The organism is Budvicia diplopodorum (assembly GCF_009800925.1).
In the GTDB taxonomy this organism is placed as follows: Bacteria; Pseudomonadota; Gammaproteobacteria; order Enterobacterales; family Enterobacteriaceae; genus Budvicia; species Budvicia diplopodorum.
The window spans coordinates 94,096-117,062 of record NZ_WOYF01000010.1 but is presented as its reverse complement, the minus strand read 5'-3'; the positions used below and the strand labels follow the sequence as shown (position 1 = coordinate 117,062).

The 22,967-nt window shown below is 48.7% G+C and carries 13 protein-coding genes; 4 read left to right on the top strand and 9 right to left on the bottom strand.

The genetic code is table 11. The features are described 5' to 3' along the window. The 3 genes from GVI43_RS10805 to arsC all read right to left on the bottom strand — a co-directional run. Positions 1–4,497: ESPR-type extended signal peptide-containing protein (locus GVI43_RS10805; protein WP_281351006.1), on the bottom strand; the 4,497-nt coding region annotated here is incomplete at its 3' end. A gap of 482 nt (positions 4,498–4,979) precedes the next feature. Further along, positions 4,980–5,183, bottom strand: a complete 204-nt coding sequence (locus GVI43_RS10800; RefSeq protein WP_159566867.1) for a DUF7828 domain-containing protein — start codon at positions 5,181–5,183, stop codon at positions 4,980–4,982. A gap of 52 nt (positions 5,184–5,235) precedes the next feature. Continuing rightward, a complete protein-coding gene (gene arsC / locus GVI43_RS10795) occupies positions 5,236–5,721 on the bottom strand; it encodes an arsenate reductase (glutaredoxin) (protein WP_159566866.1) in 486 nt (161 codons plus the stop codon). A 1,014-nt stretch (positions 5,722–6,735) separates the two neighbouring features. Here arsC and GVI43_RS10790 point away from each other — a divergent pair. From GVI43_RS10790 to GVI43_RS10775, 4 genes are all read left to right on the top strand, one after another. Beyond that, entirely contained in the window at positions 6,736–9,741 is a 3,006-nt protein-coding gene (locus GVI43_RS10790) for an autotransporter outer membrane beta-barrel domain-containing protein (protein WP_246201793.1), read from the top strand. A gap of 924 nt (positions 9,742–10,665) precedes the next feature. Then, positions 10,666–14,151, top strand: a complete 3,486-nt coding sequence (locus GVI43_RS10785; protein WP_159566864.1) for an autotransporter outer membrane beta-barrel domain-containing protein — start codon at positions 10,666–10,668, stop codon at positions 14,149–14,151. A gap of 280 nt (positions 14,152–14,431) precedes the next feature. Continuing rightward, a complete protein-coding gene (locus GVI43_RS10780; RefSeq protein WP_159566863.1) occupies positions 14,432–14,794 on the top strand; it encodes a copper-binding protein in 363 nt (120 codons plus the stop codon). 182 nt (positions 14,795–14,976) lie between these two features. Continuing rightward, the gene (locus GVI43_RS10775) at positions 14,977–15,987 is read left to right on the top strand and encodes a LacI family DNA-binding transcriptional regulator (RefSeq protein WP_159566862.1); all 1,011 of its coding nucleotides are present in this window, start codon (positions 14,977–14,979) and stop codon (positions 15,985–15,987) included. Between the two features lie 98 nt (positions 15,988–16,085). Here GVI43_RS10775 and GVI43_RS10770 read toward each other — a convergent pair whose 3' ends face one another. From GVI43_RS10770 to ycjR, 6 genes are all read right to left on the bottom strand, one after another. Next, complete coding sequence (locus GVI43_RS10770) at positions 16,086–16,997, bottom strand: OmpG family monomeric porin (protein WP_159566861.1); 912 nt, start codon at positions 16,995–16,997, stop codon at positions 16,086–16,088. Between the two features lie 76 nt (positions 16,998–17,073). After that, positions 17,074–18,153, bottom strand: a complete 1,080-nt coding sequence (locus tag GVI43_RS10765; RefSeq protein ID WP_159566860.1) for an ABC transporter ATP-binding protein — start codon at positions 18,151–18,153, stop codon at positions 17,074–17,076. Between the two features lie 15 nt (positions 18,154–18,168). Beyond that, entirely contained in the window at positions 18,169–18,846 is a 678-nt protein-coding gene (gene pgmB, locus GVI43_RS10760; protein ID WP_159566859.1) for a beta-phosphoglucomutase, read from the bottom strand. Beyond that, positions 18,843–21,125 carry a glycoside hydrolase family 65 protein gene (locus GVI43_RS10755; protein WP_159566858.1) on the bottom strand — a complete coding sequence of 761 codons (2,283 nt, stop codon included), beginning with the start codon at positions 21,123–21,125 and terminating at the stop codon, positions 18,843–18,845. Before GVI43_RS10755 ends, pgmB begins: the two co-directional genes overlap by 4 nt. Then, entirely contained in the window at positions 21,122–22,162 is a 1,041-nt protein-coding gene (gene ycjS / locus GVI43_RS10750) for a D-glucoside 3-dehydrogenase (protein WP_159566857.1), read from the bottom strand. Before ycjS ends, GVI43_RS10755 begins: the two co-directional genes overlap by 4 nt. Positions 22,163–22,176: 14 nt before the next feature. Further along, complete coding sequence (ycjR, locus tag GVI43_RS10745) at positions 22,177–22,965, bottom strand: 3-dehydro-D-guloside 4-epimerase (protein ID WP_159566856.1); 789 nt, start codon at positions 22,963–22,965, stop codon at positions 22,177–22,179. Positions 22,966–22,967: the final 2 nt, after the last annotated feature.

Genomic DNA, 22,967 nt, shown 5'->3' with positions numbered 1-22,967 from the left:
GTCCGTATGGGCGGTGCCGTTTAGCGTAACCTGATTGTTACCTTGGCCTAACGTCGCGCTGCCGGTCAGGGTACTGCCGGTTTCAAACAGCATTTGGTTATTGCCGTCTGCCGCCGTCAGCGTGCCGGTAATCAGCCCTTTATTGGTGACGTTATTATTTCCGCCATTCATGGCGATGACGCCCTGAATGGCAGCACCGGTATCATTAAGCACAACGGTATTGATAGAACCATCAAACGACATGGCTTCAGCGGTAACGGAGTTAGCGATAATTTTACCAGTATTGGTAAAGTTCTTGGCTTTTTCAGCCCGCACAACGGCTGCAGTAGTCGACGATGAATTCAGATTACCGCTCTGAATAACCGATGCCGCCGAGTTATTCACCACCAGCGCTGAGCCGCCGTTAGCCTGAGCAACGTTCACGCTGGCACCGCTTTTCACCGTGGCATCATCCGCGGTGTTCGCCAGAATACCGGTACCGCCGACGCCGTTAAGGTTAATCACCAGCGCGGTTGAATCAGACATATCCAGCGTCGCGATATTCGCCACCACGCCGCCGGTGGCGGTTTCGAACGCCAGACCGGTACCGCTGCCGTTGACGTTGATAGTACCGCTGTTGGTTTGCGCTAACGTTGCCGCGGTACGGATACCTTTGCCGTTGGCCACGTTAATTTGGGTGGTGCCGGTTAACTGCAGGCCCGCTATTTCAGCCTTGTTTTCAACGCCGTTACCGGTTGCACCGGCGGCATTGACGTTGATTTTCGCACCGGCAATTATCAGGCCTTTGGCACCGGTATCCAATAACACACCGTGTGCGGTGCCTTGTCCTTCAACCGTACCTAAACCGCTGCCGACCAGATTGAGCGATGCATCCTGACCGAGCTTAATCGCCGCTTCGCCGTTGGTCGCGACGATATTACCGCCGGTGCTGGTCACGACTGAGCCTGCACCTTCCACCGATACGGCAACGCCGTTGACGTTGATATTGCTGGATTTATTCTCAAACTGACCGTTAATCACCTTCACGCCGGTGTTGCCGGTACCCAGAGTAAAGTCGATATTGCCCTGATTAACTAATAGCCCCTGATTTTGAGTAATAAACCCGATGGCATTATTTAAGGTACTGGTGATATTGGATTCATTGGTCAGGGTAGAGCCGGTATTACTGGTCAGAATGTTACCGGCCAAATCATATTCGTTGCCGTCAACCACGCCCACTACCGCGCCATCGCCTACCAGGCTGACGGTAGTACCGGATTTTAACGTGCCCTTGGCCGCGCCGGTGATATATACACCTTTTGCGCCCGCGCCTAAGATTTGGAAGTCACTGCCCGACGAGGCCACCACCGTGGTGCCTGCGCCGGTAGCCCAGATACCGTTAGCATCGTTACCGGAGGTTTGCATCTGCAGCACGCCCGACTGGGTCGCGCCGTCTTCAATGCGGAACAGGGTTGACTGTTTACCGCTGGCATCCAGTACGGTACCGGCCGCCAAATTAGTCTGAATGCTGGCCCCGTTGCCGACGATACGGAAAGCGATTTGGTCGGTCACGCCGGTAGCTTCAGCGGCAAACGTCGGTAATGCGGTACCGGACAGGATCACCTTACCGCCGTCCATCGCTTCAACTCCGACTGCGCCCTGGCCCTGCATATCAATAGAACCGCCGGTCATATTGACCGTGACTGCGCTGCCGGAAGCCTGAATACCCTTGGTGCGGTTGGCGTTGGTGCCGCCTTTTAGCACTAAGTTACCGCTATTATTAATGGTGGTAGCCAAATTCGACGAGCTGGCTATCAGACCAATACCGCCGTCCTGCAGGGTAATGCTGCCGGTATTGCCGCCAACAGAGCCGTCCAGCACCTGAATACCGGTGGTGTTTTTGCCGCTAAAGATAATATTGCCGGAGTTGCTCAGCGTCGCGCTGTTACGGGCGATATAGCCGGTGACGCTATCCAGCGATGAATTAAGATTAGCGCCAGCCACCAGAAGGGTGCCGGTACCAAAACCGGCCGCACCGGCGTTGAGGGTTCCATTGGTTAATACGCCGGCAACCGGTGTACCGGTGGCAGAGCCGGTTAAATCATGCTTTTGCCCATCGGCAATACCGGCAATGGCACCTACGCCAATTAAGTTAATGTTGGCAATAGCGGCAATGTTGCCCTGAGCGCCGCCTTCCACTAATACGCCGGTGGCATTTTCACCGCTTAGGTTGAGGGTCATACCGCCGGAGTTAAACGCCGACACGTCGGTACCGGTTAAGCCGGTGACCATCACGGCGGTGGAGTCTTTACCCGATGCCGTCAGCGACGAGCTGGCCCCGGTACCGCCGGTAAAGTCGGCACCGTCTTCCATACGGAACAGGGTAGAACGTTCAGTAGACACATTCATGGCACCCGAGCCGGTGTTAGTCAGAGAGGCTGAGGGACCATAAACGAAGAAGCCAATCTGGTCAGTGCCGGAGACAAACTTCACTTCCCCTGCGCCGTCAATTGCGATACTGCCGCTGTTTCGGGCATGGAGGCCAATGGCTCTATCACCGTTCATGTTAACGGTACCAGAAATATTTACCAATGAATTGGCACCTTCGGACCATGCCCCGTAGTTGCGTAGTCCAGTGAGCAGATCGGCACCGCCGATAATGTTGATATCGCCGCTAGAGACGACTTGCCCACCGGTGAGCGTTTTAATGCCAACCGTATTGATGCCAATAATGTCTATTGAACCAATGTTGTAAACGCCCTTAGAATTATTGACCGCCTGTATGGCTACGTTGGTCTCGGGAATAAAATTGCCGTTATCGCCGTTGCTGGTAATAACAATTTTTCCCCTATTAACAACAACGCCACTACTCGTTGTATTTGTTGCATAAATTGCCGACGAGCCCTCAACTTTATCACTAAGGGTAATAGTCCCTTGGTTATCAACGTGAGTGGTGCCGGTAGCGTTTATACCGTAAGAACCAGACTTAACATAAATGTGGTCGCCATTTTCAGCTAATCCCAAATTAATATTGGCACCGTTAGCGTTGGTAAACTGGGATGCAGTATTTACCCTAACACCGTGCACATTACCTAGCGCGTTACGACCTTTGTTTCCTTCGGTAATACCAATATTAATAACATGATTATTAATTCCTTCCGCACCGTCATTTAGAGTAACTGCATAATTGGTACCGTTATAGTTCGCAGACCAATATGCCGGCCTCAGGTTTAGCACGGCGTCATTGATAAATCGGCTTCCGACACCGCTGGCATGAATGCCGAATCCCTCAAAGGTATTTGAACCTGATGTGATGCGGCTCTTATTGATAAAGGTTGAGCCCGATTCCACGATAGCCGTATAGTGACTGACTTCTACTTCTCCTTCATTTATCCCTGTGGCGCCGTTTTCAAGGCGAAATACGCTCGAATTTCCCCGGGAACCTCGGGTGTCACCGGTAATCTGCCCAGAGGCGGCCAACCGCACCGTGGCATTGGCACCCTTGCCATACAGCAATGCAATCTTGCCCGGCGCTTCATTCAGTATTGTCGTATCGGCGTCGGCAGGAATATTGTTAATCACATAATTTGTGGTTGTGGAGGTGTAGGCTTTAGCCAGCTCTGAGGCATACTGACTGTAATTTAGCGCTTGAGATTCGAGTTGACTGATTAGCCAATTGTTGTAATTTTGAAAGTCAGCCAGTGAATTAACGGTATAGCTACCGTTATCAAAGGTGGAAAACGTGCCTTTATAGGTGTCTTTTTGTGCAGCGTAGGTCTGAGTTGGTTGCGCTAAAAAGTCGACTTCGGATGAAAATGATACCTCATTTTTCGACAACCAGTTTGCTTCGGCTTTAGTACTGTTGGTGCCATCGGCATAAACAAACTGAGTGTTTCTCATCCCGCCGCGAATTGCTTGGGTACCTGCATCAATATTTGCTACACCATCAGTGACGTTAACAAAACGGCTTTGCGCATATACATCGGCAGGCCCGCTGCTCATCACGCCAATACCACCTTGTGCATAGCCTGAATTCCATTCCCCCATGATCATGGAATTATAAACTGCCACCGTTTTATTGCTATTAGTGATAGGGTCATAGACCGTAATGATCTTGCTTAACAACCCCTTGTTGATTTTGGTATCTGTCACAGGAATGGGGTCGGCTGTAATATAGCCTGCATTAATTAGTTGATTAATCGAAGTATAAATTTTATAGGTTCCCGGGGCAACCTTAAATTCGTCAGGACCTTTTACCGCATAGGTTTGACCATCTGAAACAGTAACAGTATCGGTGCCATAATTATTGGTGGCGGAACTCCAGGTAGTTCCTAATTCGCAGGTTAGACTGGTGTCATCACAGCTACTGGCGAAAACTGATGGTGATAGAAGGGCTGCCAATATCATTCCCGATAATGACGTTGACGTGACGCTCTTTGTTTTTCCTCGAGTTAATTCAGAGGCAACAACCCACAGGCCCAATGTACTGTTCCAGATAATCCGATAAATTTTATTCATAAAAGCTCCATGTTAGTAATCAATATATCCCTGCGTTCTGTTATTCTTTCTTACCCTACTAGCAACCATTAAATAGCCAAAAGAACACCAACCCCCTTATTCAGCAGGGTTTTTATAGATAATAAATTTAATGTGAATTTTAATAAAAGGACCGATAACGCAATGGTTCTATAATAAATTTCACTCATTCAAGATAAAGATTCTCAACTTAAGAAAATCACTCCACCAACTACCCAACCCTTATTAAAAACAACCTAATCTAAACGCCTCTTTGAAGGCTAAATTAGAATAATTATTCTCAAACTCACTACTCAAAAAGCGAAATGGAGTATAAGATTGTAATGTAATCAAAAATCGGTATGTTAGATCGCTTAAATTAATTAAAAAGTATTTTATCCTTAATATTAATGTAAGACAAGAGCTTCATTAATAAGATTTGTCAGTGCAGTCACTCCGTCTATTTCTACAGGTTTACGATTAGCCTAAGAGTGGTGTTGGCGCTCGTGTTCTGATAAATCAGCATCCGTATGCTCAAACCAAGGGCGGCTAAGCTCGGCACTCCGATGAAAAACCAGCGGACTACCGCACGGGTGACAGATATATTCACCGTCTGAATAGCGCTGTGCCGTTAATGTTGAAATAGGATGTCCATAAGCGTTATGTGAAATAAAGGATTTTTCGTACATGCTGAGACAGGCACCGACTTCCGGGCAGGAATAATTTAGAAGGCAGGATGAGCTAGATGATAATTACGCCTCTATTAATAAAGTTATTTTTAGATGTATTAAGGGTGTAAGTGAAGGAAATAATTTCATTAATGAAATGTGTGCTAATTGCAATAGTAATGTTAGTAAATGCGCCTTTCTGAGCCGTGGGTAATATATCTAAAACAGTTTCAGAAGGCCGACAAAGCTTTGTTCCTAATTCGGTCACAACAATCGGACGATTAATCAGAATAGGATATTCCAACATAAAGTCGATTAGCCGATCGTTACTCCATGGGGCGTCATCCAGCTTGAGCGTTTCATAGGGTTCAACATTATTTCGAAGTAACACGCGTGCAGTAATACCCATATCAACAATAAGCTTTATCAGTTCCGTACGGCTTGGCGGGGTCTCTAAAGAATGAATCACTGTGGGCTCAATACCGCTGTTGCGAATCAGTTCAAGCGTATTACGGGACGTACCACAAGCAGGATTATGATAAATGGTAACGGAATGCATGTTCATCTCTTGGTAATAAAAAGCGATAGAGTTACCTCAGTCGCACAATTTAACTTATGTCTATGAGCCTGCATTTAACGGTTTAACGACACTCGCTAGTGAAGGTATTTTCTACCCGGTGACCCAGAGTTCAGCAAATGCTGAGTATGTTATGCTGGGCCTTGACCGATCTTAAGAAAATTTACGTATAGTGCCCCCCGCTAAAAATGGGAAGGTTACCGTTACGTTCAATAGTTGTCATACTGCAAACCCTAAGCGCGACAATAGAATAAATAATATAATTTTTATTCCCTTTAAATTAGTGAGATATGAATAAATTAGCTATTTAGAGTTATTGGTGTCAATATTTATCATTAATACTAAATTACCATTTTTAATAATATAGCTAATATTTCATAACATTATTGCAACACTTGTGAGTAATGAAAATAGAATAATATGACGAGTAATTACTCTCATAATATGAATCAAAATAGCCAATATGATGAATTGAGGTTTATTTTTTATATTATTGTTTTTCATGAATAAAGATTTGAGTTTTATTGGTGTGAAATAATTTTTTACATTAATAAAAACACGCTATTGTTAGTATTTCATTTTTCTATAGCCATTATTTTTTAGATATTATAATATTCTGGAAATAGATGGCTAGGCATAACATTCTCGGTAATCCACCGTTTTGACTCTATAAATTAAATTTAAATGCAACCAATTAGTATTGGTTGCGATAATTTAAAAAGAATAGAGATTTAATCATTAAAAAACACCACATTATGATGTATTGAAGACTGGTTGAATAATCACTTTTCTACATCGGTGAACGTTATTCAGCTCTTTTGGCGAGACTATTGCCTCAAAACGGCAGGTTCGGAGCTAAGTCTACTCGTTGATTTTTATTGAGAATCAAGTAGCACCGCTACAAGTAGGAAATTATCGCTAAAAATAGAACCACTGTGAAGAAGGGCAACTACTCATTTCATAGTGAAATTATTGTATTTAAATATGGAACTATTGATGAGTAAAATTAATCGTATTAATGCGTTTAAACCTCCTGGAAGTGCCAACGAGAGTCGTTGTTTCCACCGTTCTGCCAACGCAGGCAATTTTCTAACAAGCACAAGAGCAAAGAGTATTTTTCGTCGTAGCTATATTTTCGCTGCACTTTCCGGTTCGCTCCTGAGCGGGTCGGCTTTCGCCGCGAGCGATCTGATAATTGATGGTGGCCGAGCCTCTACGTCTTCGCTCTGGAATATTACCGATGCGCTTGTCGTTGGTGATACGACGAGTGGCTTGTTGGAGATCGAAGACGGCGGCGTTGTTAACAGTGCCTCGGGCTTGATCGGTGGTCAGACGGGTTCAACGGGCGTAGTTAACCTCTCAGGAACCGGTTCACAGTGGAATAATCGTCACGCCCTTGTTGTTGGGAATTTTGGTAATGGTTCGTTGACGATTAGCGGTGGCGGCGTTGTTAACAGCTCTACGGGTTATATCGGCCACAATGCCAGTGCAACCGGCATCGCGGAGGTATCTGGCAGAGGCTCGCAATGGAATAACAATGGTAACTTCGCCGTTGGCTTTTACGGTAATGCCGAGCTAACCATTAGTGACGGTGGCGTTGTTAACAGTAAAGCTAGCGCAATCGGTGTCGACGCTGGTTCATCAGGCGTGGCCTTGGTATCCGGCGTTGGATCTCAGTTGAATAGCAACGGGCATCTCTACGTTGGCCTCGAGGGTAATGGCAAGCTTAATATTCTCAATGGTGGCACCGTTAGTGCTGGCAATTATTATAGTTCTATCGCTTACACTGCGAGTTCGACCGGTCAGGCTACGGTCTCTGGAGCCGGTTCGCAGTGGAATGACAGCGATGAACTCACCGTTGGCTATTACGGTGATGGCTCGTTGACGATTAGCGACGGTGGCGTTGTTAACAGTGCCATGGGCTATATCGCTCATCATGAAGGTTCATCAGGCGTTGTTAACGTGTCGGGCGTCGGTTCTCAGTGGAATAGCGGTAGCGCTCTTCATGTAGGTTATCGTGGTTATAGCGATCTCAAGATTAGCGATGGCGGCGTGGTTAACAGTGACACGGGTTCTATCGCATATAATGCTGGTTCCATCGGCATGGTGACGTTGTCTGGAGCCGGTTCACAGTGGAATAACAATCTCGACCTCACTGTTGGTCATTCAGGCAATGCCTTTCTGGTCATTACCGATGGTGCCGAAGTTTCTGCTGGCTCAGTATATCTTGCCAACGATTCAGGCTCTATTGGTGTTGTAAGTATTGGTAACAGAGGTCTGGCTGGTACCCTCAATGCTGCCAATCTTACCGGCGGTGACGGTGCTGCATCGGTTCAATTTATCCATACTGACGATATTGATTTCTCGGTGCGCATGTCGGGCGCTTTATCCGTTCGTCAAATAGCTGAGGGAACCACGACGTTAACGTCTGCTAATGATTATGCTGGCACGACTACCGTTATGGGCGGAACGCTGCAAGCGGGGATTGCCGGAGCTTTCAGTCCTGCATCTGATTTTCTCGTGCAGACTGCGGGTCAGTTGAATTTAGCTGGCTATGATCAGACGGTGGCTAGCCTAAATAACGCAGGTACGGTGAGTTTTAACGGTGCGCCAGGTACTGTGCTGACGGTATCCGGTGATTATACCGGTAATAACGGCCTACTGAATTTCAATACGGTATTGAATGATGATAGCTCCGCTACCGATAAACTAGTGGTGGCGGGCAATACTAGCGGTACCACCCGGGTTAGCGTAACCAATGCCGGTGGTGGCGGTGCAGCAACGCTGAATGGTATTGAGCTGGTACAGGTTAATGGCACCTCTGACGGCGAGTTTGTTCAGCAGGGGCGTATTGTCGCCGGTGCTTATGACTACACGTTGACACGCGGTGCGGGTGTGAATGCCGGTAGCTGGTACCTGACCAGTGTGGCTACGCCATTAGCCCCATTAAAGCTAATAGCGACAGACTCTGACCCAAATCAAAACGTAACGCCAAGCCCTGACCCGGTTCAAAACGTATTGCCGATGGTTGAACGCCCGGAGGCCGGTAGTTATACCTCTAACTTAGCGGCCGCCAATAGCCTGTTTGTTACGCGTTTGCACGACCGCTTAGGTGAAACCCAATATATCGACGCGCTGACCGGCGAGCAGAAAGTTACCAGCATGTGGCTGCGTAATGAAGGCGGACACACGAAATCTCGTGACGCCAACGGACAGCTGGACACTCAGGCCAACCGCTATGTTATGCAGCTGGGCGGCGATATTGCCCAGTGGAGTAGTAACGACCAAAATCGCCTGCACCTTGGCGTGATGGCGGGCTATGCTAACAGCAAGAGCCACACCGAATCTCGCTGGTCGGGATACAGTTCGCGTGGAACTGTCGACGGTTACAGCGCCGGTTTATACGCGACCTGGTATGCCAACGAAGCCGATAAGTCGGGTCTGTATGTTGATAGCTGGGCGTTATACAACTGGTTTAACAACCGGGTTGACGGTCAGTATTTAGATTCAGAAGAGTACAAATCCAACGGTGTGACGGCCTCGGTCGAAAGCGGTTATACCTTTAAACTGGGTGAAAATAGCGCGAAAAACGTCTCTTACTTTATTCAACCGAAAGCGCAGGTCATCTGGATGGGCGTGAAAGCGGATGACCATACTGAAGCCAATGGCACCAAGGTGTCGGGCGAAGGTGATGGCAATATCCAGACCCGTTTAGGCGTAAGAGTCTTTATGAATGGTTACAGCGAGCAGGACAAAGGCAAAGACCGCGTGTTCCAGCCGTTTGTTGAAGCGAACTGGATCCACAACACCAAAGATTTCGGTACCACCATGGACGGCGCGACCATGAAGCAAGACGGTGCGGCGAATATCGGTGAGCTAAAAGTGGGCGTAGAAGGCCAAATCAATAAGCGGCTCAATCTGTGGGGTAACGTCGGCCAGCAGCTGGGCAACAATAGCTATAGCGATACGGCCGTGATGTTTGGGGTTAAATATAACTTCTAGATCCGTGTAAATAGGATCCCTTCTAAAGGTGCCATTTGGCACCTTTTTCTTTTTGCGATCTTTGCTAAACACGGCGAGATTACCGCTGATGACAGGGCGGTGGTCGGAGCCTCAATAACGCTAATAGTTGAGCCATAGGAACTACAATATAGTGAATAATATCACGGTTATTATTCTGTTTTATTACGCCTGAATTAGTAAGGCGTTTAGTGATAATCCACCTTTTGTTATTAATTATAATTATTTTTAATACAAAATAATCTACCTAAAATAATATAATTAATATTGGTTTAACACTATGGAAACACTTGTCGATAATAAAGAAAAATGATGAAAACCACTATAATTATAAATTATTTAGATCGCATTGATTGAAAAAACAACACAATATGCCAAATATTTATATAAGATTTTACGATTAAATTGAGGTGGATTGTTAATTCATTGATTTTACTTGGTTATATGTAAATTTAACATTATGGCATTTCATTCTCTGGATGGCCAACCCTTTCTTAATATTATAAAATTACAAAAATAAATAGCATAAAATGGTTTGAAATTCTCACGAACACGGCCTCCATTGGAAGGTTTTATGGAGTAATTTCATGTATGTGAATTGAAATCGCAACCCATTTGATTGGCGGTGTTAGCCGATTTTAATTTTAAATGGATAAATATTTAATCGCTAAAAGCACCGCATTAATGGATTTATTTTTTTATTGTTTCATTTGTAAGCCGTGCTGCATTGGCTGAAATTTTTATATCTGTATTCAGAGCATGTTTGAGGTTAAGCCTACCGGCTAATTAAAATTGAGTCATACGGCGATAAGAGGGAAATCTATCGCTAAAAATGGAACCACTGTGAATAAGAGTAATTGCTTCATCTCATAGTGAAATTTTTGTATGCATATAGGGAATAAAAAGATGAGTAGAACTTACCGTATTACCAATTCAAATCCAGTCAGACGTGCTAGCCAACACTGTTCCTCTCACAATTCTGCCCGTACAAGCGATTCTCTGGCAGGTATCAGAGCGAAGAATATATTTCGCCACAGTTGCCTTTTCGCTGCGATTTCTGGCTTGCTCCTGAACGCGACTTACGCTTTTGCGGATATGATTATTGACGGTGGCCAGATAGTTACTGTGCCAGTATCGCAATCTTCACCTTGGAATATGGCCGACAATCTTGTGGTTGGTGATACCACCAGTGGCTCGTTGGTGATTCAAAATGGCGGGATTGTTAGCAATGAAACTGGCTATGTGGGCGCCCAAGCCGGTTCTATAGGCGCCGTTGAGGTGCTTGGGATTGGTTCACAGTGGAATAATAACGACTACTATCTCTATGTCGGTTATCAAGGTAATGGCACGCTTACGATTAACGATAGTGGCGTTGTTACTAGTCTTAATAGCAGTACTGGTGTTGAAGCGGGTTCGACGGGCATTGCCTCGGTATCCGGTATGGGATCGCAATGGAATAACGGCGGTGACTTCAATATTGGTTTGAATGGTAATGGCTCATTGACGATTAGCGATGGCGGTACTGTTGACAACGGAATGGGCTATATCGGCTACGGCGGCGATTCGTGGGGTCAGGCCGAGGTCTCTGGTCCCGGATCATATTGGAATAACAGCTACAATCTTTTTGTTGGCTACGAGGGTCATGGCACGCTCACAATTAGCGATGGCGGCGTTGTTAGCAATACAATGAGCAGCGTCGGCAATCTTGCTGGTTCGACGGGTATTGTCTCAGTATCCGGTATTGGATCGCAGTGGAATGTCGACGGTATTCTCTTTGTTGGCTACGAGGGTTATGGCACGCTGACGATTAGCGATGGCGGCGTTGTTAGCGCTATAGAAGGCGATATAGGTAGTGGAATTGCTGGTTCGACGGGTATTGTCTCAGTATCCGGAGTTAGATCTCAGTGGAATATCGACAATGCTCTCTTGGTTGGCGGATTTGCCGTACCGGGTAACGGCACGCTCACAATTAACGATGGCGGCGCTGTTACCAGTGACTCTGGCTATATTGCCCATTCATTGGGTTCAACGGGCGTTGTTGAGGTGTCCGGTGTCGGCTCTCGGTGGAATAACGACAATGACCTCCATGTTGGCTTTGGCGGTAATGGCAAGTTGACGATTAGCGATGGCGGCGTTGTTCGCAATAATATTGGCTTTATCGGCTTTGTTGACTATAGCGCTGGTGCCAGTATTGATGCTATGGGGCATGTCGAGGTGTCCGGCGTTGGATCTCAGTGGTATAACGGCAGTGAACTTCACGTTGGCTTTGGGAATAATGGCACTCTGACGATTCGTGATAGCGGTGTTGTTAGCAGTACAGGGGGTTATATAGGTAATTACACCGATTCGACGGGTGTCGTGAATATCTCTGGCACTGGGTCGCGGTGGGATAACAACGGTCAACTCTTTGTTGGCTTATACGGTAATGGCCAGCTTACGATTAGCGATGGTGGCGTTGTTAACAATGACGATGGCAATGTGGGCTACTCCTTAGGTGCGACGGGTCATGTTGAGGTGTCCGGTACCGGATCGCAGTGGAATAACAGCGGTGAGCTCATCGTTGGCTATAGGGATAGCGGTGCTCTGACTATTGCCGATCGCGCAGCGGTTTCCGCTAGCTCAATGATTATCGCCTCAGAATCCACCTCCACAGGTACCTTAAATATCGGTAACGGAAATTTGAGCGGCGCTCTCAATATGGCAAGTATTACCGGCGGCGCTGGCGCTGCAACGGTTAACTTTAACCATACTGACGATATCGCCTTTTCTCCGCAAATGTCCGGTACTTTGAGCGTTAATCAGATGAATCAAGGTACCACGACGCTGACCTCTGCTAATGATTATGCTGGCACGACTACCGTTATGAACGGAACATTGCAAGCCGGGGCGGTATGGGCTTTCAGCACCTCATCTGATTTTACTGTGGGTACGGCGGGTCAGTTGAATTTAGCTGGCTATGATCAGACGGTGGCTAGCCTAAATAACGCAGGTACGGTGAGTTTTAACGGTGCGCCAGGTACTGTGCTGACGGTATCCGGTGATTATACCGGTAATAACGGCCTACTGAATTTCAATACGGTATTGAATGATGATAGCTCCGCTACCGACAAACTGGTGGTGGCGGGAAATACTGCCGGTACCACCCGAGTTAGCGTGACCAACGCCGGTGGCAGCGGTGCAGCGACGCTGAACGGTATTGAGCTGGTACAGGTTAATGGCACCTCTGACGGTGAGTTTGTTCAGCAAGGCCGTATTGTCGCCGGTGCTTATGATTACGCAGTGGTGCGTGGCGTGGGTGCTAATGCGAGTAACTGGTACCTGACCAGTTTGCTTACGCCAGTAACACCGGTGACGCCGGCAACTCCAGTAGTACCGGTAACGCCAAACCCTGACCCGGCTCAAAACGTGTTGCCAATGATTGAACGCCCGGAGGCCGGTAGTTATACCTCTAACTTAGCGGCCGCCAATAGCCTGTTTGTCACGCGTTTGCACGACCGCTTAGGCGAAACCCAATATATTGACGTGCTGACCGGCGAACGGAAAGTTACCAGCATGTGGCTGCGAAATGAAGGCGGGCACACGAAATCTCGTGACGCTAACGGACAGCTGGATACTCAGGCTAACCGCTATGTTATGCAGCTGGGCGGTGATATTGCCCAGTGGAGTAGTAACGACCAGAACCGCCTGCACCTTGGCGTGATGGCGGGCTATGCTAACAGCAAAAACCACACCGATTCTCGCTGGTCGGGATACAGTTCGCGTGGAACTGTTGACGGTTACAGTACCGGTTTATACGCGACCTGGTATGCTAACGAAGCCGATAAGTCGGGCCTGTACGTTGATAGCTGGGCGTTATACAACTGGTTTAACAACCGGGTTGACGGTCAGTCTTTAGATTCAGAAGAGTACAAATCCAACGGCGTGACGGCCTCAGTCGAAAGCGGTTATACCTTTAAACTGGGTGAAAATAGCGCGAAAAACGTCTCTTACTTTATTCAACCGAAAGCGCAGGTCATCTGGATGGGCGTGAAAGCGGATGACCATACTGAAGCCAATGGCACCAAGGTGTCGGGCGAAGGTGATGGCAATATCCAGACCCGTTTAGGCGTAAGAGTCTTTATGAATGGTTACAGCGAGCAGGACAAAGGCAAAGACCGCGTGTTCCAGCCGTTTGTTGAAGCGAACTGGATCCACAACACCAAAGATTTCGGTACCACCATGGACGGCGCGACCATGAAGCAAGACGGTGCGGCGAATATCGGTGAGCTAAAAGTGGGCGTAGAAGGCCAAATCAATAAGCGGCTCAATCTGTGGGGTAACGTCGGCCAGCAGCTGGGCAACAATAGCTACAGCGATACGGCCGTGATGTTTGGGGTTAAATATAGCTTCTAGTAAATAAAAAGAAGTAACATGATGAATATAGGGCCCACTCGATTTTCTAGTGGGCCCTATTGTTTTGGCCTTCCTTCAAATTAGCCCTTCTAGAATACGGGGCGTCAGATGTCGCCCGTATTGAGTCCTGAATGCTTTGGTTCTTCTCAAGGCTTTTTTCTGCCTGAACAGTAGCAATCCTAACTAATAATGATAATTCTTCTCAACAAACTATTGTCCTGATGATCGGCATGGGTTTTAATAGCCATACTCATGTATCAATAGCGTTGAGAATAGAAAAATGAATAACAAGAGTGTGTTAGCAGGCATTATCTTTTCCGTTATTTGGAGTATGTCCTTTAATCTACAGGCCGATACTAACGACCATCACCATAACGAAAAGGATGCCAGCGTAGTCAAGTCGGGGGTAGTGGAAATGCACCATACCACCGGTACCGTGACTCAGGTTGAGGCCTCCCGCGGGTTAATCATTATTCACCATCCGCCGATTGCCAGCCTTGAGTGGGACGAAATGACCATGCCGTTCCCGATTGTCGATAAAGCGATGCTGAAGGGAATTAAGATCGGGGATAAAGTGAAATTAGATCTGACGATGCCCAATGACGTGGCCACCATTAGTAAGATTGAGGTGGTAAATAATTAGCCGGAAGGGCGCTCAGACGTCTGTCTCTCCAATGCGCCTATAAGCTAGTCACTGAGGAAGTTATCGGGCATTATTTTGAGGATTGATCGCCATCCACCATGGGTGGTGATTATCTAGACAACCCGTGGCGAACTCAGTAGTATGCCGTATATTTTCGGCATAGAGCAGGGACGGGTTCAGCCATGTCGCCCACTATTTATGATATTGCTCGTGTGTCTGGTGTTTCCAAATCTACCGTTTCACGAGTACTGAATAATCAGACTAATATTTCCCCGCAAGCGCGCGAACGGGTATTGAAAGCTATTGCAGAATTGGATTATCAACCAAATAAATTAGCCCGCGCGCTGACCTCTTCCGGGTTTGACGCGATTATGGTTATCTCCACGCGTTCAACCAAAACCACGGCCGGTAATCCTTTCTTCTCCGAAGTGTTGCATACCATTACCGCCAGAGCAGAAATGGAAGGGTTTGACGTTATTTTACAAACGTCTAAAAACAGCCAAGAAGACCTGCAAAAATGCATAAACAAAATAAAGCAGAAGATGATCAAGGGCATTATTATGCTCAGCTCGCCAACCGATGAATCCTTCTTTGAGGCGCTAGATAATTATGCCATTCCGGTGGTGGTAATTGGTAAAGTGGATGGCGATTTTCGCCATGTTTGTTCGGTCGATACCGATAACTATCAGGACAGCATTGCGCTCACAGAAACGCTGCTGAATAAGGGGCATCGGCGCATTGCCTGTTTACATGCTCCGCTTGATTACCACGTTTCGGTCGATCGTCTGGCTGGCTTTAAGGATTGTCTTGAAAGCCACGGCATTGCTATTCCCGACCAATATATCGTAGATGGTGGATATACCCACGAGTCCGCATTAAAAGCCGCGGAGAAATTGCTGAGTAGCAAAAACTTACCTGAAGCAATATTTGCCACCGACAGCTTGAAATTAATGAGCCTGTATCGTATTGCACATGAAAAGGGTATTGCCATTCCGCAACAGCTTTCGGTCGTGGGTTACAGCAACGAAATGCTGAGCTTTTTACTCTCACCATCGCCCGGCGGTATTGAAGTTCCTACCCAAGAGTTAGGCTCTGTCGGCAGCGCTCTGCTGTTTGATAAAATAGCGGGAAAGCCAGCGCCTGCACGCATTATTGTACCTACAACATTGGCGTTAACGGATTCGGTGAAATGACTCTCTGCTGCTGGGGTGAGGGCTATTTCACCTTCTCGCATTGAGCTATATATAAGGCGGGTAAGCCATACGTTACCCGCCAGCTGTTCAGGATTAACTTAGAAACTGTAATTCGCGCCAATTCCTGCGTAATGGAACTTGTCGTCACCGCCATCATGATGATTCTGCCATTCATGGGCATATTCCAGCGTCATCGACAGACCATTATTGAAATCATAGGCATAAAGTAGGCCCAGGCGATTATAGCCGTGGTCTTCGCGGTCAATGTCTTCTGACCAGTCCCAGTTTGTCCAGCGGTCTAACCCCAGACGAGTGTACGGTGTCAGAGTGGTGCTTCCCATCGAGATTGGCAGATAAATGCGCATCTCTTGAGTAGAGAATTCCCCGTTATTCCTATTACTTTCAGTATTAAAGGCCCGCTCAAGGTAATAATTGGTTTTCAGTGAGAAGGTGTCGTCAATTTTCCACGTTACGCCGGTTTCTGTCTCGACGCGGCTATCGGAATAACCGGTTTTATCCAGATCGTTATCGAAGCGATAATAGGCTAACCAACCGGCAAATTTCCAGTCATCGTTAAGTTTAATCATCCAGTCTGGTTGGAGTTTATAACGTTGCGTATTGGCCGTGCCGTTGTTGGAGCCATCGTCATTTTTAAAGTGAAACCCGTAGTTACGTATACCGCCGGTTAGACCCAATGAACCACTCTCGTTATCTATAATCTGGTAGCGGATATCCATTTCAGGGCGGTTAAAGTAGGTGCCTCGGGTGAAATTGCTATAGTCTGCCGGGCCTTCCTGATACATGGCTACCGAAATAGTCCAATCGCCATGGGAGGCATTAAAATAGACCGACGGCTCGTATAGCCCGTCTTTATCGTCTGCCTGACCTTCCACGTTTTCTATTTCATACATGGCACCTATATTGTAATTCCAGCTATTATTTTCAGTTGCCTGAGATCCAAACGCTCCAGCCCCTAAAATTAAGCATGAGCATTGCAAGAATCTTTTCATCGAGTAATCCTTGTTAAAATTAACTGCTAAAAAAATGTGCCGAAGGGAGATTCCAGCACGTTAGGTAAAAATTTGGTTAGTTCAGTGCGAGCTCTGTTTCGTTATCAAAGAAATGGCTTTTTTGCATATCAAAATGAATGTTGATCCGCTGTGTTGGATGATAGTCAGCATCGGCATTCGCCTTTAGCGTTAATTCGTGCCCGCCGACTGAGGTATAAAGCATGAACTCTGCACCCGTTAATTCAGCTACGCTAATCTGGGCATCGATTCCCTCTCCCTGCGCGACCGGAATGATATCTTCGGGACGAATACCCAATATCACCGGTTTATGCCGATATTTATCGATAGTCTCAGCGGAAAGTTTATGTTCCGGAATCGGCAATTTGAGGGTTTCTGTCACAAAGCAGCCGTTATCCAGCGTGCCGCGAATGAAATTCATTGATGGCGAGCCAATAAACCCGGCGACAAACATATTTGTCGGATGGTTATAAACGGTTTTAGGCGCGCCAACCTGCTGAATAATGCCGTCTTTCATGATCACAATCCGCGTCGCCATGGTCATTGCTTCTGTCTGATCGTGGGTGACATAAATCATGGTGGTGTTAAGCTTTTGATGCAGCTTGCTGATTTCCGCCCGCATCTGCACGCGCAGTCTGGCGTCTAGGTTTGAAAGAGGTTCATCCATCAGGAATACCCCGGCATCACGCACAATCGCACGTCCCAAGGCCACGCGCTGACGTTGACCGCCTGACAGCGCGGCCGGTCGACGATCGAGATAGGTTTTCAGGCCGAGAATTTGCGCGGCCCACTGTACGCGCTCATCAATCACCTTCGCATCCAGCTTTTGCATCTTCAGCCCAAACGCCATATTGTTGTAAACCGACATATGGGGATAAAGCGCGTAGTTCTGGAACACCATGGCGATCCCGCGCGATTTGGCCGGTACGTCGTTCATGCACACGCCATCAATCAGCAGTTTTCCACCGCTGATCTCTTCCAACCCGGCAATCATGCGCAGCGTAGTGGATTTGCCACAGCCCGAGGGGCCAACAAAAACAATAAATTCCTTGTCTTCGATCTCCAGATTAAAATCTTTTACCACATGGGCCTGACCGCTATAAATCTTCTGAATGTGCTGCAACGAAAGTTGTGCCATTTCTAATTCCTTTTTTTACACAGCCTGCTTGCTGTGTTTTGTTAACCAGAATGTATGCAGGCACGTCCAGCTAAGTTCTTTGGTCGATGTCAGCAGCAGATCTGCATGCTTTAGCTGTGTACCAATTCCTACGGAAAGCATACCGCTAGCGTTGATGGCTTCGATGCCCGCCTGAGCGTCTTCGATGCCGATACAATTCACGGGCGAAACGCTAAGACCTTCGCAAGCCGCCAGAAAAATTTCCGGATCGGGTTTGGAGCGTTTGATTTTGCCTGCGTCAGCACAGAAATCGAACTGGATCGCCAGACCCAATGCGTCCAGAATCCGTGGGGCATTTAACGACACCGATGCCAGCCCTACGCGGATATCTCTGGTATGTAATTGCTCAAGCAGTTCCGCAATGCCCGGCAATACCGAGTCAGGGCGTAAGTCTTGTAACAGTTCGACGTAAAGCGCGTTTTTCTGCTCGGCCAGCCGTAGGCGTTGCTGCTGGTCAATGCGCTGCTCCGCCCCGCCGTGACGCAAAATACGCGCCAGCGAATCCATGCGGCTGATACCTTTTAGCTGCTCGTTAATCTGTTCGTCGATATCGATACCAATTTCACGGGCGATGCGTTGCCAGGCAAGAAAGTGCAAATGGGCGGTATCGGTTACCACGCCATCCAGATCGAAAATTATTGCCTGAGGTTTCATTTACTTGCCTCCTGTTTGGCACTGCTCGCAGAAAAAGGCGTAACAAATTCCGCCAAAGACAGACTTTGCGTCCCTTGGAGCAATAGGCGTTTTTGCCCGAGCCAGATGGTTAATGGCTTAGACGAAGCCGTTGAAATACTGAGTTGTCGATCGGTCAGCATGAGCCGAACAGGCTCCCCCTGCCAACAGAAGGGGAGGGAAACAGAACGCCATGCCTGTGGCAAGCGCGGGTTCAGACGCAGCTCGCCTTGCTCAACGGTCAACCCGACAAAGCCTTGAACGGCACCGAGCCAAATGGCACCCGTTGCCGCAGCGTGAATGCCGTCATCGCAGCTATGAGGATCGTCACCAAGATCGATAAGACAGGCCTGCTGCCAGAATTGATACCCCTGTTCTACGCGATCGCAGCGAGCGGCAACCACGCCGTGGATTGCCTTGCTGAGCGACGAGTCATGAATGGTGCGCGGCTCGTAGTAATCGAGGTTCGCCTCAAGCTGCTGTGAGGTGAACAACCACGGCAGCATATAGGTTAGCATCACCACGTCGGCCTGTTTGAGGATCTGCATTTCGTTGACTTCGGCGCGGGAGTAATCCAGTAAAATCGCCTGCGTCCCCTGATGCTGTTTGTATCGAGTCAGATCGATAGTCGGCTTGGAGAAGAAGGTATCGTCCTGCGGAATTAGCTTCTGGTCATTAGCCTGCGGCAGCCAGAGACGATGTAGAAAATCTTTCGCCTGCGCGACAAACGTTTCATCGGGTACGTCAAATTTACCTTGATAATGCAAAGCGCGTTCAACGTTGTGATGCGCCAGATAGTTGGTGTAGGCGTTATTATTAACGTGTTCGGTATATTCATCCGGGCCGATCGCATCGTGCAGTTCCAGCCTGCCATTAACTTCTACCGCGCGGCTTATCCAGAAACGGGCGGTTTCCACCAGCAGGGTTACGCCGCGCAGGCGCATAAACTCGTTATCGCAGGTTGCCTGATAATACGCGTCTACGGCCCAAGCGATATCCGCGACCAGATGATGTTCCGCCAGCGCCGACGCTACTTTTTGTCGCAGGCCAGTGCGGATGTTGATCGCCGCATATTCCGGCGTTTCTTCTTCCCCGGACCAGGCACTTTCCCAAGGGAACAACGCCCCCTGTAAACCGTTTTTCTGTGCCTTCGCCTGCGCACCCGGCAAGTTATGCCAGCGATAGCTTAGCAATTGGCGAGCGATATTCGGCTGAGTCATCAGATGGAACGGCAGTAGGAACACTTCGGTATCCCAGAAAATATGGCCTTTGTATCCTTCTCCGGTCAGCCCCTTCGCCGCGATGCTGCAACGCTCGCTGTGGGTTGGCGTCATGGCGAACAGATGATAAAGCGCAAAATCCAGCGCCCGCTGGTCCTGCGCATTTTGGCTGTCTACCACCACGCGGCTACGTTGCCACCAGCTATTCCATGTCTGCGTAGACTCAGCCAACAGCGTATCGTAGCCCTGTGCTACACACTCCATCAGGTTTGCCAGCGCTCGCTCGCTGTCGGTTTGCGTTTGGTAACCCGCCTCCAACGAACTGGTTATCCAGCTAGTTTTCACCATCACAAAAGGGCGATTGTTGGCTATGCTAGCGCTGGTGTGCTGTATCAGACGGCGATTTTTAGCCGAAAAACTGATACAAGCCTCGGGCGGCGTGGCACAGAAGCTGCCGATCACCGTCTCATTGCTGCCATCCTGCGTGCGATAACAGCCCTGCAAATAGAGCTGGTCAAAAATGCGCACGCTGATTTCATCTAGGTGCTGGCGGCCACTATTGGTCTGCGTGGCATCAATACCTGTGCTAATGGTTACGATGGCATCACCATCCAACGGCGTGATGGAAATACGCGAACACAGTAGCGATTTTCGGGCAGCAGAAAGAAAACGCTGGCTATCGATCTGGTAGCGTTTGCCGTTTGGCGCAAGCCACGTAACGCAACGGCACAGCTCACCGTTGGTAAAATTCAGTTCGCGCCGGTAGGCAAGCACCGTGCCGGACAGCAGCGTGAAGATCTCGCCATCCAGCTCGATGCGCATCTGTAGCACGTCCGGTAGGTTAACCAGCTCGGTGGTTTCCGTTGCCGAAGCGCGGTGGTAAAACCCGGCCAGATACATGCCGCGCGTTTGCTCGGTGTAAGCCTCTTCATGGCAGGCTCTCAGCCCGAGGTAACCGTTTCCGGCTGCCATCAGAGTGGCAAATTTATTCAGTGTGTGTGGGCTAAACTGCTGCTCAACCAACGAGGTTAGGTTGCTCATAAGTCGATGCTCGTTCCTTGTTCTGCCGCGAGGTAAATAGCCGCGACAAGTTGCTGAATGAGATAGCCCTGCTGTGCGTCAGCAATGCTGGCCGGTGCGCCAAGCACATGATCCACAAAAGCCTGCATGCTTTTGACATGGCGATTATCGTCCGCGGTTTCCCGCTGCAGTAGCGTCACCAACTTGCCGCCATCATCCTGATAGATATGTAACGGAAAGAGCGTGGCTCCGGCGTTATCTCCGCAAAACTCTACGTTCAGCACCGACTGCGGCGCAATATTCAATGCAAATGAGGTTTCAAGGCGCAAAATGCCGCCATTGTGAAACTCGATGGTGGCAAACAGTGCGTCTTCCACGGTGTAAACCTTGGGATCCCATTCACCGAACTGTCCGCTGTGTTTGCGGTTGCCCAAGCGTTGGAAAGCGTGCGCCGAAACGCGGCGCACAGCGGGGAAACCAAGCACATACATTGCCGCGTCCAGCATGTGAATACCGATGTCGATCAGCGGTCCGCCGCCCTGCAATTCCTTGTTGGTAAACACTCCCCAACCGGGAACTCCGCAGCGACGCAGCGCTTTGGCGGTAGTGACATACACTTCGCCCAGCGTTCCGGCAGCCACCTGCTCACGCAGCAATTGCGTATCGCTGGCAAAGCGGTGATGAAAGTCATAGGCCAGTACTTTGCCCGCTTTGCGAGCCGCATCGCGCATTTCAGCGGCCTGCTCCGGGGCCATAGCCGGTGGTTTTTCACACATCACATGGCAACCCTGTTCCAGAGCCTGCATGACATGCTGATGGTGAAAGCGATTCGGCGTGCAGACGCTCACGATATCCGGCTGGCACTGGCGGTACATTTCACTCGCATCGCTAAAGGCGTGTGGGATCCCCAACCGCTCGGCAAACTCACTTGCCCGCTCGGCATGGCTGTCCACCACGGCTACCAGCTCTAGCCGTTCTCTCGTCAGGTAATACGAGGCATGTACGATTTCCGCCACTTGCCCGGCACCGATAATTGCCACCCTGAGTTTTCGACTCATCTCGCTATCGCCTCTTAGCAGGTGCGCAAAAATTGCAGTGAGTGCTGGTAAGCCACCGCAGGGTCATCGGCACGAATACGGCCTTCGTAAACGATGTAGCCCTGATAACCGTCGGCGCGTAGCTGTTCGAAATGCTTTTTAAAGTCGATGCTGCCACTGCCCGGTTGATAGCGGTGGTTGTCGGCGATATGCACGTGGCCAAGCAGATCGCGATTGGCATGGAACGCGGTGCTGATATCGTCTTCTTCGATATTCATATGATAGAAATCACCGATGATCTGCGTATGCTTAAGCTGATTTTCTTCGATGTATGAACGCGCGTCCGCCAGCGTATTGATCATGTGATCCTGATAACGGTTCAGGGGTTCGAGAAACACCGTGGTGCCGGTTCGCCCGGCGACGTCGTCGAGAAAACGCAGAGAATCACTCACCGCTTTACGATCGCCAGCCTGACTACGCGGTGAGGCCATCGGTGGCAGGCGGTAAGTAAACATGCCCCATGCGGCGGGCACTACAATGCCTTTGCCACCCACTTCGGCCAGCGCTTCCAGAATGCGGGCAATTTGCTGTAGGCCATTTAGACGGCGCTCTTCAATAAAGTCACCAATCCAGCCATCGTAGCCGCCACAGGCGGTGGTAACCGGCAGGCCGGTTGCTGCTATCGCCGCTTTGACCGCCGGAATATTTTCCACCAGCAATTTGCCGTCAATTTCAAAAGCATCGAAACCCATCGCTTTGACGTATTTGAATTTTTCCAGAATATCCGTCGGGAAAAATGCCTGATTCTGAGTACCAATTTTCATGT

Coding starts and splice junctions, on each gene's coding strand:
- GVI43_RS10765 (WP_159566860.1), bottom strand. CDS start 18,153: ATGGCACAACTTTCGTTGCAGCACATTCAGAAGATTTATAGCGGTCAG.
- GVI43_RS10770 (WP_159566861.1), bottom strand. CDS start 16,997: ATGAAAAGATTCTTGCAATGCTCATGCTTAATTTTAGGGGCTGGAGCG.
- GVI43_RS10780 (WP_159566863.1), top strand. CDS start 14,432: ATGAATAACAAGAGTGTGTTAGCAGGCATTATCTTTTCCGTTATTTGG.
- ycjS (WP_159566857.1), bottom strand. CDS start 22,162: ATGAGTCGAAAACTCAGGGTGGCAATTATCGGTGCCGGGCAAGTGGCG.
- GVI43_RS10785 (WP_159566864.1), top strand. CDS start 10,666: ATGAGTAGAACTTACCGTATTACCAATTCAAATCCAGTCAGACGTGCT.
- GVI43_RS10775 (WP_159566862.1), top strand. CDS start 14,977: ATGTCGCCCACTATTTATGATATTGCTCGTGTGTCTGGTGTTTCCAAA.
- pgmB (WP_159566859.1), bottom strand. CDS start 18,846: ATGAAACCTCAGGCAATAATTTTCGATCTGGATGGCGTGGTAACCGAT.
- GVI43_RS10790 (WP_246201793.1), top strand. CDS start 6,736: ATGAGTAAAATTAATCGTATTAATGCGTTTAAACCTCCTGGAAGTGCC.
- ycjR (WP_159566856.1), bottom strand. CDS start 22,965: ATGAAAATTGGTACTCAGAATCAGGCATTTTTCCCGACGGATATTCTG.
- GVI43_RS10800 (WP_159566867.1), bottom strand. CDS start 5,183: ATGTACGAAAAATCCTTTATTTCACATAACGCTTATGGACATCCTATT.
- arsC (WP_159566866.1), bottom strand. CDS start 5,721: ATGCATTCCGTTACCATTTATCATAATCCTGCTTGTGGTACGTCCCGT.
- GVI43_RS10755 (WP_159566858.1), bottom strand. CDS start 21,125: ATGAGCAACCTAACCTCGTTGGTTGAGCAGCAGTTTAGCCCACACACA.